At 67.5% G+C, this 15,419-nt stretch carries 12 protein-coding genes; 7 read left to right on the forward strand and 5 right to left on the reverse strand.

The features are described from left to right. Positions 1-26: 26 nt before the first annotated feature. Positions 27-686, reverse strand: a complete 660-nt coding sequence (locus L8F96_RS01060) for an epoxyqueuosine reductase QueH (protein WP_125944483.1) — start codon at positions 684-686, stop codon at positions 27-29. A gap of 230 nt (positions 687-916) precedes the next feature. On the opposite strand from L8F96_RS01060, the gene acnD reads away from it, so the two are divergent. The 5 genes from acnD to L8F96_RS01085 all read left to right on the forward strand — a co-directional run bounded on the left by acnD (position 917) and on the right by L8F96_RS01085 (position 8,618). Then, positions 917-3,553 (forward strand): Fe/S-dependent 2-methylisocitrate dehydratase AcnD, encoded by a 2,637-nt coding sequence (acnD, locus tag L8F96_RS01065; protein WP_334654638.1) that lies wholly within the window; start codon positions 917-919, stop codon positions 3,551-3,553. Further along, positions 3,553-4,743 (forward strand): 2-methylaconitate cis-trans isomerase PrpF, encoded by a 1,191-nt coding sequence (gene prpF / locus L8F96_RS01070; protein WP_334654640.1) that lies wholly within the window; start codon positions 3,553-3,555, stop codon positions 4,741-4,743. Before acnD ends, prpF begins: the two co-directional genes overlap by 1 nt. Before the next feature lie 115 nt (positions 4,744-4,858). After that, entirely contained in the window at positions 4,859-6,016 is a 1,158-nt protein-coding gene (gene prpC, locus L8F96_RS01075; protein WP_046410180.1) for a bifunctional 2-methylcitrate synthase/citrate synthase, read from the forward strand. 117 nt (positions 6,017-6,133) lie between these two features. Continuing rightward, positions 6,134-7,054: a methylisocitrate lyase gene (prpB, locus tag L8F96_RS01080; protein WP_046410178.1), complete on the forward strand. Its 921-nt coding sequence runs from the start codon at positions 6,134-6,136 to the stop codon at positions 7,052-7,054. 139 nt (positions 7,055-7,193) lie between these two features. Beyond that, the gene (locus L8F96_RS01085; protein ID WP_334654643.1) at positions 7,194-8,618 is read left to right on the forward strand and encodes a short-chain fatty acyl-CoA regulator family protein; all 1,425 of its coding nucleotides are present in this window, start codon (positions 7,194-7,196) and stop codon (positions 8,616-8,618) included. Here the strand turns inward: L8F96_RS01085 and L8F96_RS01090 are convergent. Further along, positions 8,615-9,499, reverse strand: a complete 885-nt coding sequence (locus tag L8F96_RS01090; protein ID WP_334654644.1) for an N-acetylmuramic acid 6-phosphate etherase — start codon at positions 9,497-9,499, stop codon at positions 8,615-8,617. The genes L8F96_RS01085 and L8F96_RS01090 overlap by 4 nt on opposite strands. Further along, positions 9,496-10,383 carry a glucosamine kinase nucleotide-binding domain-containing protein gene (locus tag L8F96_RS01095; RefSeq protein WP_334655614.1) on the reverse strand — a complete coding sequence of 296 codons (888 nt, stop codon included), beginning with the start codon at positions 10,381-10,383 and terminating at the stop codon, positions 9,496-9,498. The genes L8F96_RS01090 and L8F96_RS01095 overlap by 4 nt, the downstream gene beginning before the upstream one ends. 136 nt (positions 10,384-10,519) lie before the next feature. On the opposite strand from L8F96_RS01095, the gene L8F96_RS01100 reads away from it, so the two are divergent. Together L8F96_RS01100 and L8F96_RS01105 are read left to right on the forward strand one after the other, a co-directional pair. After that, positions 10,520-12,028, forward strand: coding sequence for an MFS transporter (locus L8F96_RS01100; protein ID WP_334654646.1), 1,509 nt, complete (start codon positions 10,520-10,522; stop codon positions 12,026-12,028). After that, entirely contained in the window at positions 12,025-13,041 is a 1,017-nt protein-coding gene (locus L8F96_RS01105) for a serine hydrolase domain-containing protein (RefSeq protein WP_136451704.1), read from the forward strand. Before L8F96_RS01100 ends, L8F96_RS01105 begins: the two co-directional genes overlap by 4 nt. Before the next feature lie 44 nt (positions 13,042-13,085). Here L8F96_RS01105 and dacB read toward each other — a convergent pair whose 3' ends face one another. After that, the gene (gene dacB / locus L8F96_RS01110; protein WP_334654647.1) at positions 13,086-14,516 is read right to left on the reverse strand and encodes a D-alanyl-D-alanine carboxypeptidase/D-alanyl-D-alanine endopeptidase; all 1,431 of its coding nucleotides are present in this window, start codon (positions 14,514-14,516) and stop codon (positions 13,086-13,088) included. Then, positions 14,513-15,397, reverse strand: a complete 885-nt coding sequence (locus tag L8F96_RS01115; RefSeq protein ID WP_136451705.1) for a LysR family transcriptional regulator — start codon at positions 15,395-15,397, stop codon at positions 14,513-14,515. Before L8F96_RS01115 ends, dacB begins: the two co-directional genes overlap by 4 nt. Positions 15,398-15,419 lie beyond the last annotated feature (22 nt).

Raw genomic sequence — 15,419 nt, forward strand, 5'->3', positions numbered from 1 at the left:
CCGCGCCCTCGAATCGCCGCGCCGGCTCAGGACGGTTCGTCAGCCCCGTAGAACAGCTTCCCGATCTCAATCTCGGGCCGCCCCTGCGACACGCGATGCGCATTGGTGTCGCGCAGCGAATAGACGCAGCCGCAATATTCCTGCTGGTAGAAATGCTCGCGTTTGGAAATCTCGATCATCCGCGCCGCGCCGCCGCCCTTGCGCCAGTTGAACGTCCAATAGCTGAGGTCGGGATAATGCGATGCTGCGCGCTCGCCGCAATCGTTGATCTGCGCCATGTTCTTCCAGCGCGAAATGCCCAGCGACGAGGTGATGACGGGGAAGCCATTCTCATGCGCATATAGCGCGGTCCGCTCGAACCGCATGTCGAAGCACATGGTGCAACGGATGCCGCGCTCGGGCTCCTGCTCCATGCCCTTGGCGCGCTTGAACCAGTTCACCGTGTCGTAATCGGCATCGACGAACGGCACGTCATGCTTCTCGGCGAAGCGGATATTCTCCTCCTTGCGCAGGAGGTACTCTTCCTTGGGATGGATGTTCGGGTTGTAGAAAAAGATCGTGTAATCGATCCCGCTCGCCGTCATCGCTTCCATAACCTCGCCGGAACACGGCGCGCAGCAGCTGTGCAGCAGCACTTTCTTGTGGCCCTCAGGCGGGGTCAGCAGGGGGCGTTCGATCTCGGTCATGGCGCGGCGATATACGGGAAGTCGCGCCGGAGGGCAAAAGCGCGATCTTCGCAAAGTTCGCAGCACCAGCAGCACGCGTCCGCCGATCTTCGCCCTTTAGGCGCGGCGCGTGGGTTGCGTCTTTGCGGATAATGCACAAATGAAGGGACCGTGATCGTACGACGCGACGCGCACGCCCGGGTTAGAGCCTCGTTCCTGTGCGCCGAGCAACGCCAGGTAGAGATTCGCCCATGAACAAAGCATTCCGCAAACAGCTTCCCGGCACGCCCCCCGGCACCAGTGTCGATTTCTTCGACACGCGCGAGGCGATCGAGGCGATCCGCCCCGGTGCCTATGACGGTCTGCCCTATGTCTCGCGCGTCCTCGCCGAGCAGCTGGTGCGCCGCTGCGATCCCGCCTTGCTCACCGATGCACTGACCCAGATCGTGGAGCGCAAGCGCGATCTCGATTTCCCCTGGTATCCCGCCCGCGTCGTCTGCCACGACATCCTCGGCCAGACCGCGCTCGTTGACCTCGCCGGCCTGCGCGATGCGATCGCCGACAAGGGCGGTGATCCGGCCAAGGTGAACCCGGTCGTCCCGACTCAGCTGATCGTCGATCACAGCCTCGCGGTGGAGCATGGCGGCTTCGATCCCCAGGCGTTCGAGAAGAACCGCGCGATCGAGGATCGCCGCAACGAGGACCGCTTCCACTTCATCGAATGGACCAAGGAGGCGTTCCAGAACGTCGACGTGATCCCCGCCGGCAACGGCATCATGCACCAGATCAATCTGGAAAAGATGTCGCCGGTGATCCAGCTGCGCGACGGCGTCGCCTTCCCCGACACCTGCGTCGGCACCGACAGCCACACGCCGCACGTCGATGCGCTTGGCGTCATCGCCATCGGCGTCGGCGGGCTCGAGGCCGAAACCGTGATGCTCGGCCGCGCGTCGATGATGCGCCTCCCCGACATCGTCGGTGTGAAGCTCACCGGCAAGCGCCAGCCCGGCATCACCGCGACCGACATCGTCCTCGCCATCACCGAATTCCTCCGCAAGGAGCGGGTCGTCGGCGCGTGGCTCGAATTCTTCGGCGACGGCGCGGAAAGCCTGACGATCGGCGATCGCGCGACCATCTCCAACATGTGCCCGGAATATGGCGCCACTGCCTCGATGTTCTACATCGATCAGCAGACGATCGACTATCTCCTCCTCACCGGGCGTGAGCCGGAGCAGGTGAAGCTGGTCGAAACCTACGCCAAGCACACGGGCCTGTGGGCCGACGCGCTGAAGACCGCGCAGTATGAGCGCGTGCTCGAATTCGACCTGTCGACCGTGGTGCGCAACCTCGCCGGCCCGTCCAACCCGCACCGCCGCCTGCCCACCTCCGCGCTGGAGGAAAGCGGCATCGCCGTCGGGCTTGAGGCTGCGCAGGAAGAGGAACGCCAGGGGCTGCTCCCGGACGGCGCGGTCATCATCGCCGCGATCACCAGCTGCACCAACACGTCGAATCCGCGCAACGTCGTCGCCGCCGGCCTCGTGGCGAAAAAGGCCAACGACCTTGGCCTCGTGCGCAAGCCGTGGGTGAAGACCAGCTTCGCGCCCGGCTCGATCGTCGCGCGCCTCTATCTGGAGGAGGCCGGCCTGTTGCCCGAACTCGAGAAGCTCGGCTTCGGCATCGTCGGCTTCGCCTGCACCACCTGCAACGGCATGTCGGGCGCGCTCGATCCGAAGATCCAGCAGGAGATCATCGACCGCGATCTGTATGCCACCGCGGTCCTCTCGGGTAACCGCAACTTCGACGGCCGCATCCATCCTTATGCCAAGCAGGCGTTCCTCGCCTCGCCGCCGCTGGTGGTTGCCTATGCGCTCGCCGGCACCGTCCGTTTCGATATCGAGCAGGACGTGCTCGGCGTCGTCGACGGCAAGGAGATCCGCCTCAAGGATCTGTGGCCGACCGACGAGGAAATCGACGCGATCGTTTCCGCGCACGTGAAGCCGGAGCAGTTCCGCAAGGTCTATGAGCCGATGTTCGGCGCCCGCGCCCGCTCCGCGGAAAAGATCAGCCCGCTCTATGACTGGCGCCCGATGTCGACCTACATCCGCCGCCCGCCTTACTGGGATACCGAGGGTGTCGGCGCGCTCGCTGCACACCCGCGCACGCTGAAGGGGATGCGTCCGCTCGCCATCCTCCCGGACAACATCACCACCGACCACCTCTCGCCCTCGAACGCGATCCTGCCCTCGTCAGCGGCGGGCGAGTATCTGGCGAAGATGGGCGTGCCGGAGGAGGACTTTAACTCCTACGCCACCCACCGTGGCGATCACCTCACCGCCATGCGCGCTACCTTCGCCAACCCGCAGCTCGTCAACGAGATGGCGGTGGTCGACGGCGAGGTGAAGCGCGGCAGCCTCGCCCGTGTCGAGCCCGACGGCGTCGTCATGCGCATGTGGGAGGCGATGGAAACCTACCACCAGCGCAAGCAGCCGCTGATCATCATCGCCGGCGCCGATTACGGCCAGGGCTCCTCGCGCGACTGGGCGGCAAAGGGTGTCCGTCTCGCCGGCGTGGAGGCGATCGTCGCCGAGGGCTTCGAGCGGATCCACCGCACCAACCTCATCGGCATGGGCGTGCTGCCGTGCGAGTTCAAACCGGGCACCACCCGCCTGACACTCGGTCTCGACGGCACGGAGACCTATGATGTCGTGGGTGAGCGTCGTCCGGGTGCGGAACTCACGCTCCTCATCCACCGCAAGTCGGGCGAGACGATCGAGGTGCCCGTCACCTGCCGCCTCGACACCGCGGAGGAAGTCTCGATCTACGAGGCGGGCGGCGTGCTGCAGCGCTTCGCGCAGGACTTCCTCGCTTCGGAAGCGGAGGCCGCCTGATGGCGGGCCAGGTCCGCATCCCCGCCACCTATATGCGTGGCGGCACCAGCAAGGGCGTGTTCTTCCGGCTGGAGGATCTGCCCGAGGCCGCCCGGGTTCCGGGGCCCGCCCGTGACAAGCTGTTCCAGCGCGTCATCGGCAGCCCCGATCCCTATGGCGCGCAGATCGACGGCATGGGCGGCGCGACGTCCAGCACCAGCAAATGCGTCATCGTCTCGCCCAGCAGCCAGCCGGGTCACGACGTCGACTATCTCTACGGTCAGGTGTCGATCGACACCGACTTCGTCGACTGGTCGGGCAATTGCGGCAACCTCTCCACCGGCGCAGGCGCCTTTGCGATCCACGCCGGCTATGTCGATGCGAACCGCGCCGAAAACGGCATGTGCACGGTCCGTATCTGGCAGGCGAACATCAACAAGACGATCATCGCCCACGTACCGGTTGCCAATGGGGAAGTGCAGGAAACCGGCGATTTCGAGCTCGACGGGGTCACCTTCCCGGCGGCCGAGATCGTGCTCGAATTCATCGACCCCGCCGATGACGGCGACGAAGGCGGCTCGATGTTCCCCACCGGCAACCTCGTCGACGAACTCGACGTGCCGGAGGAAATCGTGCCCGGCGGCAAGCTCAAGGCGACGATGATCACCGCCGGCATCCCAACGATCTTCGTGCAAGCCGCCGACATCGGCTTCACCGGGACCGAGCTGCGCGAGACGATCAACAGCAATCCCGACACGCTGCGCCGGTTCGAGACGCTGCGCACGATCGGCGCGCTCAAGATGGGCCTCATCAAGTCGCCCGAGGAAGCCGCCAAGCGGCAGCACACGCCAAAGATCGCCTTTGTCGCGCCGCCGACCGACTATCCCTCCTCCAGCGGCAAGATCGTGAAGGGCGAGGATATCGACCTCCTCGTCCGCGCGCTATCGATGGGCAAGCTGCACCATGCGATGATGGGCACCGCCTCGGTCGCCATCGCCACCGCGGCCGCCGTGCCGGGAACGCTCGTCAACCAGGCGGCCGGCGGCGGTGAGCACCAGGCGGTCCGCTTCGGCCACCCTTCCGGCACCTTGCGCGTCGGCGCGGAGGCGAAGCTGGTCGACGGCCAGTGGACCGTGACGAAGGCAATCATGAGCCGAAGTGCGCGCATCCTCATGGAGGGCCATGTGCGCGTGCCGGAAGGCAGTTTCTGACACCCGCCCCGTCCCATGTCGCACGGCGTCCGTCGATGCCGGCGACCGGAACGGTAGCGCTTGTAACACGCCCGCCGCAGGGCGACCGAACAAGAAGAAAGAGGACCGAAAGAGCATGACCGACACCGCCACCGCTCCCACCTTCAAGCCGAAGAAGTCCGTGGCCCTGTCCGGCGTCACCGCCGGCAACACCGCCCTGTGCACCGTCGGACGCACCGGCAACGACCTGCATTATCGCGGCTATGACATCCTCGATTTCGCCGAGACGGCGGAGTTCGAGGAAATCGCCCACCTCCTCGTCCACGGCTGGCTGCCCAATGCGGCCGAGCTCAAGGCGTACAAGGCGAAGCTGAAGGCGCTGCGCGGCCTGCCGCTCGCCGTGAAGGAGGCGCTCGCCGCCCTCCCCGCCGCCGCTCACCCGATGGACGTGATGCGCACCGGCGTCTCGGCGCTCGGCTGCGCGCTGCCGGAGAAGGACGATCACAACGCACCGGGCGCGCGCGACATCGCCGACCGGCTGATGGCCAGCCTCGGCTCGATGCTGCTCTATTGGTATCACCTGTCGAACAACGGCGTGGAGATCGAGGTCGAGACCGACGATGAATCGATCGGCGGCCACTTCCTCCACCTGCTTCACGGCGAGAAGCCGTCGGAGAGCTGGGTGCAGGCGATGCACACCTCGCTGATCCTCTATGCCGAGCATGAGTTCAACGCCTCGACCTTCACCAGCCGCGTGATCGCCGGCACCGGGTCGGACATGCATTCGTGCATCACCGGCGCGATCGGCGCGCTGCGCGGTCCCAAGCACGGCGGTGCCAACGAAGTCGCCTTCGAGATCCAGAAGCGCTACCAGAACCCGGACGAGGCAGAGGCTGACATCCGCAAGCGGATGGAAGCCAAGGAAGTCATCATCGGCTTCGGCCACCCCGTCTATACGATCAGCGATCCGCGCAACGTCGTCATCAAGCGCGTCGCCAAGAAGCTGTCGGACGAGGCCGGCTCGACCAAGATGTACGACATCGCCGATCGCCTCGAGGCGGTGATGATGGAAGTGAAGAAGATGTTTCCGAACCTCGATTGGTTCTCGGCCGTCTCCTATCACATGATGGGCGTCCCCACCGCGATGTTCACCCCGCTGTTCGTCATCGCCCGTACGAGCGGCTGGGCGGCGCACGTCATCGAGCAGCGCGAAGACAACAAGATCATCCGCCCGTCGGCCAATTACACCGGCCCGGAAGATCTCCAGTGGGTGCCGCTGGCCGAGCGCAAGTAAGCGCCCGCTGACGAAGTGAGAGGATCGGAGGCGCGGCCAGCGTCAGAAATGGTCGCGCCAAGCTGCAAAAGCGCGAAAGCGTACCCAAATCAGACATTGAATAATCAAGGACGACCAATGCCTTACCTCCTCGCCTCCGACCTCCCCACCGAATCCGCCGGCAAGCGCTTCCGCGCCGGCCTTGAGCGTCCCGGCATCTTCCAGCTGCCCGGCGCGCACAACGGCCAGGCCGCGATCCAGGCGCGCAACGCCGGCTTCGACGGCCTGTACCTCTCGGGCGCGGCGATGACCGCCTCGATGGGCCTGCCCGATCTCGGCATCATCACCGTCGATGAAGTCGCCTTCTTCATCCGCCAGATCGTCCGTTCGTCGGGCCTGCCGCTGCTCGTCGATGGCGACACCGGCTATGGCGAAGCGCTCAACGTCATGCACATGGTCCGCACCTTCGAGGATGCCGGCGCCGGCGCTGTCCACCTCGAGGACCAGATCCTGCCGAAGAAGTGCGGCCACCTGAACGGCAAGAACCTCGTCTCGGCGATGGACATGGCGACCAAGGTTGCCGCCGCGAAGAAGGCCGCACGCGACATCGTCATCGTCGCCCGCACCGACGCCGCCGGCGTTGAGGGCTTCGACGCCGCCGTCGAGCGCGCCAAGATGTATGTCGACGCCGGCGCCGACGCAATCTTCCCCGAGGCGCTCAACACCCGCGAGATGTTCGAGAAGTTCGCCAAGGCGATGCCGAACGTGCCGCTGCTCGCCAACATGACCGAATTCGGCAAGACGCCCTTCTACACCGCGAAGGAATTCGAGGAGATGGGCTACAAGATGGTGATCTGGCCGGTTTCCAGCTTGCGCGTCGCCAACAAGGCGCAGGCAGAGCTCTACGCCTCGATCAAGGAACATGGCGGCACGCACAAGTACGTCGACCGGATGCAGACCCGTCAGGAGCTGTACGACACGATCGGCCTGCACGATTTCGAGGAACTCGACGCCAGCATCATCAAGACGGTGGTGCCGGTGATGCCGCAGGAGGGCTGATCCCTCTCGTCCACCCGGCTGGCCACGCGCCGGCCGGGCAGACACCTGCCTTTTCGCAACATCCGCAAGGCGCTAAGCTCCCCATCCGGTAACGCTGGCTCCCCGCCGGCCGCTGGATGCGAAAGGTGCAAAGGCGCACATGCGGAAGACCTTCATGGGCGTACGGCTGCGGCGGCTGCGCGAGGAACGTCGGCTGAAGCAGGTCGAGCTCGCCCATGCGCTGGGGATCTCGACCAGCTACCTCAATCAGATCGAGCAGAACCAGCGCCCGCTCACCATGCCGGTGCTGCTGAAGATCAACGCCGTCTTCGGCATCGACGTGCAGCTTTTCTCGGAGGATGAGGAAGCGCGCCTCATCACCGAACTGCGCGACAGCCTCGCCGAGGCGCCCGAGCCGATCTCGCTCGCCGAAATCCGCGAACTCGCCACCAACATGCCTGCGGTCGCACGGACCCTGATCGGGCTCCAGCGCCGCCACCGCGAGATGATCGAACGGACCGAGGCGATGGCCGATCAGCTCGGCAACCAATGGCTTGCCGGCGGCTCGGCACGGATGCCCTTCGAACAGGTGCGCGAATTCTTCCACGCGCATAACAACCATATCGAACCGCTCGACCAGGCGGCCGAGCGCCTCTATCGCGAGGCCGGCTTTGCCCCGCGCATGGTCCATTCCGGGCTGATCGAGCGGCTCCAGCGGCTGCACGACATCCGCGTCGTCCATGCCCAGCCCGGCTCGGTGCAGCGCCGCTACGATCCCGAAACGCGCATCCTCCACATTTCACCCGATCTGCGGGCAGGACAGCAGGCGTTCCAGATGGCCACTCAATTGGCCTTCCTCGAGGTCGGCGACATCATCGACGATCTCGCCAGCAGCCCGGTCCTCACCGGCAGCGAGGCGCGCCGCCTCGCGCGGATCGGCCTTGCCAATTATTTCGCTGGCGCGCTGCTCCTCCCTTATGCCGACTTCCTCGCCACCGCGGAGGCGCAGTCCTATGATATCGAGCGGCTGGGTCGGCATTTCGGCGTCGGGTTTGAGACGATCTGCCACCGTCTTTCGACGCTCCAGCGTCCCGAGGCGCGCGGCGTCCCCTTCTTCTTCATCCGCGTCGATCGCGCGGGCAACATCTCCAAGCGGCAGTCGGCGACCGACTTCCACTTCTCGCGCGTCGGCGGCAGCTGCCCCTTGTGGAAAGTGTATGAGGCGTTCGCCCAGCCCGGCCGCGTGCTGCGTCAGGTCGCGCAAATGCCCGATGGCCGCACGTACCTGTGGGTCGCGCGCACCGTCCGCCGCACCGCCGGCGCCTTTGGCGAACCGGGCAAGACCTTCGCCATCGCGCTCGGCTGCGACATCCGCCACGCGCATCGGCTGGTCTATTCGCGCGGTTTCGACCTCAGCGATCCCTCCGCCGCCACCCCGATCGGCGTCGCGTGCAAGGTGTGCGAGCGCACCGCCTGCCCGCAGCGCGCCTTCCCGATGATCGGCCGCGCGGTCGCCGCGGACGAAAACCGCGCCACGCTGACCCCCTATCCGGTGGCGCTTCCGGTCAGCGCTGACCAGCGCTAGCCCCGCATCGCCTCCATCGCGTCGGACAGATTGCCACCATGACGCGCCAGCAACGCCGCTGCGTCCGCCGCCGTCACCCCGCGTGCGACCAGCACGGCGCGCCGCACATCGTCGCCCCCCACCGACAGCGCATCGCGCGCCGCCTCCGGTCCGACCCTGGCAATCGTCATGATCATCCGTTCGGCGCGCGCGCGCAGCTTGGCGTTGGACACGCGCATGTTGACCATCAACCCGGCATGGACCAGCCCGCGGCGCACCATGATCGTGGTCGAGAACATGTTGAGCGCCGCCTTCTGCGCCGTGCCCGCCTTCATGCGCGTCGACCCGGCGACAATCTCGCTTCCCGTATCCGCCAAGATGGCATGTTCTGCGGCGGTCAGCAGCGGCGCACCGGCATTGTTGGCGATCCCGACGGTCATCGCGCCCGCTGCCCGCGCGGCCTCGATCACCGCCAGCGTGTAGGGCGTGCGCCCGCTCGCCGCGACGCCGATCACCACGTCCTCGGGCGTCAGCGAGGCGGCGGCGACGGCGTCACGCGCCTCCTCGGGATCATCCTCCGCCCCTTCGGCGCTCTCGATCAGCGCGCGCGTGCCACCCGCCATCAGGAACAGCAGCCGCTCGCGCGGCCAGTTGTAGGTCGGGTACAGCTCCACCCCGTCCTGCACGGCCACCCGGCCCGACGTGCCCGCCCCCGCGTAGATCAGCCGCCCGTGATCGCCGAGCCGCCGGGCGGCGGCATCGGCCGCGGCTGCGATCGCCGTCACCTGGCTCTTCAGCGCCGCAATGGCGGCCAACTGCCCCTCCAGCATCGCCTCGACGGCGCTCGACGCCGGCCAGCGGTCGATCGCAGTGTAACGAGGATCGGCGGTTTCGGTACTCACGATTGAGTCTCCTTCGCCCAGACACCGGCAAAGCCCGCCAGCCGCAACGCCCCGTGCAATGCGTCTCCCTTCGGCTCGCTCAGTCTGGCGGACGTGCGCTCGCGCAGCCACGGGCGAAGATGCGGGGCAAGCCCGCCGAGCAGCGCGCAGGCGGGCGCGCCGCGCGCGAAGATCGTGTCGATGAAACACTCCACATGCCCCACCGCATCGGTCACGATCGAGCGCGCGATCGCATCGTCCCGCTCGGCATAGTCAATCACGATCGGCGCCAGCGCGGCGTAATCCGCCGGTCCGGCCTGATCCATCCAGGCGATCGCGCGCGGGATCGCTTCGTCGAAGCGCGCGGTGATCGCACGGGTCAGCGGCGTGCGCTCGCTGCGCCCGTCCAGCGCACGCAGCGCATGGCGCATCGCCGACAGGCCCAGCGCCGCCCCGCTTCCCTCGTCCGAAATCGGAAAGCCATATCCGCCGATCGAGGAATCCTCGCCGTCGACGCGAAGCTGCGCGATGCTGCCGGTGCCCAGGATCAGCGTCGCGCCGTCGCCGCCGTCATGCGCACCGATATTCGCGATCACCGCGTCGGACGTCCACGCTACCTGCGCCAGCCCAAGCGGCATCGCCCGAAGCGCGGCCTCGCTGCCCGGCCGGGATATCCCCGCGATGCCGACCCCTGCCGCCACATCGGCGCGCGCCTCGCGCGTCAGCCCCGCCGCCGCCATCGCTTGGTCGATGACCTCGTCAAGCGACGCCCGCACCGCTTCCATGCCAAGGCGGGTGCTGGCGGGCCCGCTGTGGCCCGTGCCGACCACTCGCCCGGTCGGATCCACCAACCGCGCACGGCAATGGCTGCCGCCCGCATCGATGCCGAGATACCATTTTACCATGGCGGGCAATGTGTCTCTCCCGGGGCACGAGGGCCCATTCCCTTTGACCCCGCCGGTATAACCGCCAGTGATGCAGCCCGCCTATCGGGCGTGTCGCGGGATTGACGCGAGCGTCGTCGCGTAGAACGATCCCGCCATGACGCATATCGCCGCCGCTGCGGCGCCCGACCCAGCCGACATCACCCGCGCGCCCGTCAACCGGCGCGGCATGGCCTTGTACGGGCTGCTGGGCTTTGCCGCTGGCCTGCCCTTCTACATGTTCTCCACCGTGCTCGCGCTGCGCTTGCAGGCGCATGGCGTGGCGCTGGCGGTGATCGGCTTCTTCGCCTGGGTGCAGCTTCTGCCGACACTGAAGTTCGTGTGGGCGCCGTTGCTCGATCGCTACGCCGTCCCCGGCTTCTCGCGCTTCTATGGCAAGCGGCGCGGCTGGCTGATGCTGGCGCAGCTCGGCATCTTCGTCTCGATGCTTGGCATGGCGCTCACCGCGGGGGACGGCAGCCTGGCGGTTACCGCCCTGTTCGCGGTGCTGCTCGCCTTCTGGACGACCACACTCGAAATCGCCGCCGACGCCTGGCGTATCGAGCTGTTTCCATCGCAGGACGAACAGGGGCCGATCGTCGCCGCCAACCTGTGGGGATATCGCAGCGCGATGGTCGCGGCGGGCAGCGGCGCGCTGCTGCTCGCGGACTGGAGCGGCTGGACGCTCGCCTATCTCGCCATCGCGCTCGCCGCTTTCCTGCCCTTCCCTGTGCTCGCCGCGATGCGGGGCGCGGATGATCGCGACGTGGAGCGGGTCACCTCGCTCGCAACCGGCATCCTGGCGAGCGTCATCATCCTGGCGCTGACCACCGTGGCCACCATGGCGGTCGGCTGGGTGATCCTGCGCGCCGCGGAAGGGGCAGGCATCGACGCCGGCTCCAACGTCACCCCCTGGGTGCTCGGCCTGTGCATGTTGCCCTTCCTCGCGATGGCGGCGGCGCTCCCCCGCATCCGCCGCGCGCCGCCCACCTCTGCCTTGCGTCGCTCGGTCGCGCTCGGCCCATTTGTCAACTTCTTCTGGCGCTTCGGCTTCGGCGCGCTGGTGCTGATGGCGTTCGTCTCGCTCTACCGCATGGGCGACGTCCTCGCGCTCAACCTGTCAAAGCCGATGATCAAGGATCTGGGCTATTCGCTCACCCAGATCGGCCGCGCGGACAGCCTCGTCGCACTGCTTTCCAGCATCGTCGGCGTCGGCCTCGCCGGCTGGCTTGTCACCCGCTGGAGCATGACATGGGCGCTGGCGGTCGGCGCGCTGCTCGCGGGCATCGGCAACTTCGCCTTCGTATGGCTGGCGCAGCAACCGGTGGATGAGGTGCTGCTCTACGTCGCGACCGGCCTTGACCAGTTCGGCAACGGCTTCGCAGGCACCGTCTTCGTCGTCTACCTGTCGCTGCTGGTCAATCCGCGCTTCGCCGGCGCGCAATATGCCTTCCTCACCGGCTTCGCCTTCATGCTCCCGCGCCTCCTCGCCGGCGCCGGCGGTACGATCGTCGGCGCGATCGGCTATGACAATTTCTTCCTTCTCTCGGGCGCGCTCAGCGTGGTGACCATCGTGTTCCTCCCCGCGCTCGCCCGCATCCATTCCCGTCCGGACGATGACGCATGATCGATACCGTTGTTGAACAAGCCTTCCGCCCGGCCGCAGAGGCCGTGGCATCAGGGCGGATCCCCGGCGCGGCGCTGGGGCTGGTCACGGCAAGCGGCGAACGCGCTGTCCGCCTGACGGGCGCTGCGCAAAAGGTGCCGGTGGAACAGGCGCTGACCCGCGACCATTGGTTCGATCTCGCCTCGCTGACGAAGGTGATCGCCACCACCAGCTTCATCCTGCGCCTCGCCGACGAAGGGCGGATCGACCTCGATCGCCCGTTGACCGACGCGATCCCGGACCTGCGGCAATATGACGTCGCCGGCGCGCCCGAACGGCGGCTCACCTTCCGCGACTGTCTCGTCCACCGCACCTTCCTGCCCGCGGTGGAGCCGATCTACACGTACGGCGATGATCCCGCCCGCCTGCGCGCCTTCGTGCTTCAGCGCGAATGGCGCCACGGCCCGCCGGTCTATTCCGACATCAATTTCATCCTGCTGGGCATCGCGCTTGAGCGGCTGACCGGCGCCGGGATCGACGCCCTCCCGATCGGCAACGGCCTCAGCTGGGGCCCACCGCCGGGCCCTGCCGTGGCGACCGAATATTGCCAGTGGCGCGGGCGCGTCCTCGTCGGCGAGGTGCATGACGAGAATTGCTCCGCCATGGGCGGCACGATCGGCCACGCCGGCCTGTTCGGCACGATCGACGGCGTGCTCGACTTCGCGCAAGGGCTGCTCGACGGCACCGGCGCCAGCCCCGCGATGCTCGACGCGATCAGGACGCCGGTGGAGGGACATCGCACGGCGGGCTGGGAAATCCGCTTCCCCGGCTGGTCGGGCGGGCAATCCTGTTCGCCCGGTACGATCGGCCACACCGGCTTCACGGGCACCGGCCTGTGGGTCGATTTCGATCGCGGCCTCGCCTGGACCTTGCTCACCAACCGCGTCCACCCGACGCGCCACTTCGACAGCGGCATCTTCACGCTTCGCCCCGAGACGGGTGAGGCGCTGATCGACGCCTTCGACGCCGCCTGATCCCGGGTCGGATCCGGCCGGGGCTTACCGCCCCGGCCACCCGATCAGTTCGCTTCCGCCACCGCCACCAGCGCCGCGTCGATCGCCTTGGTCGCGCTGACATCGCCCGGCATGTCATTGGCATAGGCCGCAAAGGTGAACGTGCGCCCGCTCGCCGTGGTCATGTAACCGGCCAGCGCGTTGGACGCGTTCAGCGTCCCCGTCTTGGCGAACAGCCGCCCGGCGAGCAGCGTCCCCTTGAAGCGGTTGGACAAGGTGCCATCGACCCCCGCCACCGGGAAGGTCTCGCGCCACGCCGGGCCCCATTTCTGCGTCGCGCCCCAGCGCAGCAGGGTCACCGTCCCGCGCGGCGTCACGCGATTGTAGTTCGACATGCCCGACCCGTCGGCAAAGTCATATTGCCATTGCGACAGCCCCGCCTGGTCGAGCACCCGGCGAACCGCGCGCTGCCCGTCCGCCACCGATCCGCTGCCCTCCACCGCGCCCACGCGCCGCAGCAGCAATTCGGTGTGAAGGTTCTGGCTCACCTTGTTGGTGTGGATCAAATCCTCGTTCAGCGGCGGCGGCGTCAGCTTGGCCAGTACCTGCGGCTGCGGCGCGCGTGCCGCCGGCGCCGTACCCCGCACGTCGGGATCATCGCCCGGCATCAACGGGCGGTGCCGCACCGCCACGTCGCCAGTCACCGTCACGCCCTGCGCGCGGAGCAGCCCGGACAGCAGCCACGCCGCGCGATGCGCCGGATCATCCAGCCCCACCCGCATCTCGTACGGCGCCGTCCCGGCCGGGATCGTCCCCGTCAGCCGCAGCAGGTCACTGCCCGGCTGGCGTGTCGCGCTGATCGACCTTTTGCCCCCGGCCGGCACCGTGATCACCCGGTTGTCGATCGTGAAATATCCGTCGCCGGCCACGACTGCCGATCCGCCGACCGCACCCGGCGCGACCGACAGCGCCACTTCATTGTCGTCGATGGTCAGCGCGGAAACGGCGGTGCCATATTTCCCGACCATGTTGTTCCAGCTCATCCCAGCCGGCCAACGCTCGTCGGGAAACGCGGTGTCGTCACCGATCACATGGCGCACCCGCCGCGTCTTCTGCGCCACCGCTGCCGCCAGATCTTTCAGGCAATCGCGCGTGCAATCCGCCGCGCTCGACAGCCGCGCATCACCCGCGCCGCTGAGGATCACGTCGCCATCCTCCAGCCGGACGCTCGCGCCCGCCGCCTCGTCGGCGCCGCTCGTCTCCAGCAAGGCAAAGGCCGCCGCCGTCGTGTACAGCTTGGTATTGGACGCCGGGACAAATCGCTCGTCCGGCCGGATCGCGACCACCTCGCGCCCTTCCTCGTCGACCACCAGCAACCCCAGCCGCGTCCCCTGTGCCGCCTGCGCGATCGCACTGGCGACCGGCGCCTCAACGGGGGGCGCAGCAGCCGCAGGACTGTGGGCGATCGCCAGCAACGGCAGCAGGACGAGCATCATTCGGCGTCAATCTCCTCTTTCAGTACCGCCAGGAACTCGCTCGCCAGCGCCGAGGGTGGCCGGTCGAGCAAGTGGATCGCATGGAGGTCGAACGTCAGCGACGGGCGCAGCGGCCGCATCGCGAGACCGGGGCACATCCACGCTTCGGCGGTGAAGCTGTCGACCACGGTCACCCCCACGCCCGCACGCACCAGACCTGCGGCGATATAGAAGGTGCGCGCCGCGACGACCTCGGTCAGTTCCAGCCCCAGCCGGTCGAGCTCGTCGGTCAGCAACGTCCCGATCGGGCCACTTCCCGCCAGCGAGATGAACGGGCGGTCGACCAGATCGGACAGCTCCACCCGCGCCGGCGCGTCCGGCATGTCAGCCTCGCGATACAGCACGACCAGTTCGCCCTCACCCAGCCAGGTGGTGTTCAGCGCCGCGCCGCGCGGCGGTTCGCTCGCGATCGCGATGTCCGCCTCGCGCTCGTACAATTTGCGCAGCAGATCGTCGTGATGGACGGTCTGCAGGTCGAAATGCACCTTGGGGTGCTTCTGCAGGAAGCGCGACACCGCCATCGGCAGCACGCCCAGCGCCAGGCTCGGCAGCGCGGAGATGCGCAGCCGCCCGCCACCACCGCTGCGCATGTTGCGCCCCGCCTCGCGCAGCGCACGGACGCGCTCCTGGATCTCGGCGACGTCGGCAAACAGGTTGCGCGCGTCCTCGGTCGGGACCAGCCGCCCGCCGGTACGCTGGAACAGGTCGAAGCCGAGCAGCGTCTCGGCGTGGCGCAGCGTCTTGGAGACGGACGGCTGCGACACGTTGAGCGCACGCGCGGCGGCGGAGACGGAGCCGTTGACGTACACGGCATGGAAGATTTCGATATGGCGCAGGTTCACCGGCAAGGTCCTACCGCTGATG

This window comes from Sphingomonas panaciterrae, from assembly GCF_036890205.1.
GTDB classification, from domain to species: domain Bacteria; phylum Pseudomonadota; class Alphaproteobacteria; order Sphingomonadales; family Sphingomonadaceae; genus Sphingomonas; species Sphingomonas panaciterrae.

What these genes read in the sequence shown, in the direction of transcription:
- prpC (WP_046410180.1), top strand. Translation starts at nt 4,859, where the DNA reads ATGACCGACACCGCCACCGCTCCCACCTTCAAGCCGAAGAAGTCCGTG.
- L8F96_RS01085 (WP_334654643.1), top strand. Translation starts at nt 7,194, where the DNA reads ATGCGGAAGACCTTCATGGGCGTACGGCTGCGGCGGCTGCGCGAGGAA.
- L8F96_RS01095 (WP_334655614.1), bottom strand. Translation starts at nt 10,383, where the DNA reads ATGGTAAAATGGTATCTCGGCATCGATGCGGGCGGCAGCCATTGCCGT.
- L8F96_RS01060 (WP_125944483.1), bottom strand. Translation starts at nt 686, where the DNA reads ATGACCGAGATCGAACGCCCCCTGCTGACCCCGCCTGAGGGCCACAAG.
- prpB (WP_046410178.1), top strand. Translation starts at nt 6,134, where the DNA reads ATGCCTTACCTCCTCGCCTCCGACCTCCCCACCGAATCCGCCGGCAAG.
- prpF (WP_334654640.1), top strand. Translation starts at nt 3,553, where the DNA reads ATGGCGGGCCAGGTCCGCATCCCCGCCACCTATATGCGTGGCGGCACC.
- acnD (WP_334654638.1), top strand. Translation starts at nt 917, where the DNA reads ATGAACAAAGCATTCCGCAAACAGCTTCCCGGCACGCCCCCCGGCACC.
- dacB (WP_334654647.1), bottom strand. Translation starts at nt 14,516, where the DNA reads ATGATGCTCGTCCTGCTGCCGTTGCTGGCGATCGCCCACAGTCCTGCG.
- L8F96_RS01100 (WP_334654646.1), top strand. Translation starts at nt 10,520, where the DNA reads ATGACGCATATCGCCGCCGCTGCGGCGCCCGACCCAGCCGACATCACC.
- L8F96_RS01105 (WP_136451704.1), top strand. Translation starts at nt 12,025, where the DNA reads ATGATCGATACCGTTGTTGAACAAGCCTTCCGCCCGGCCGCAGAGGCC.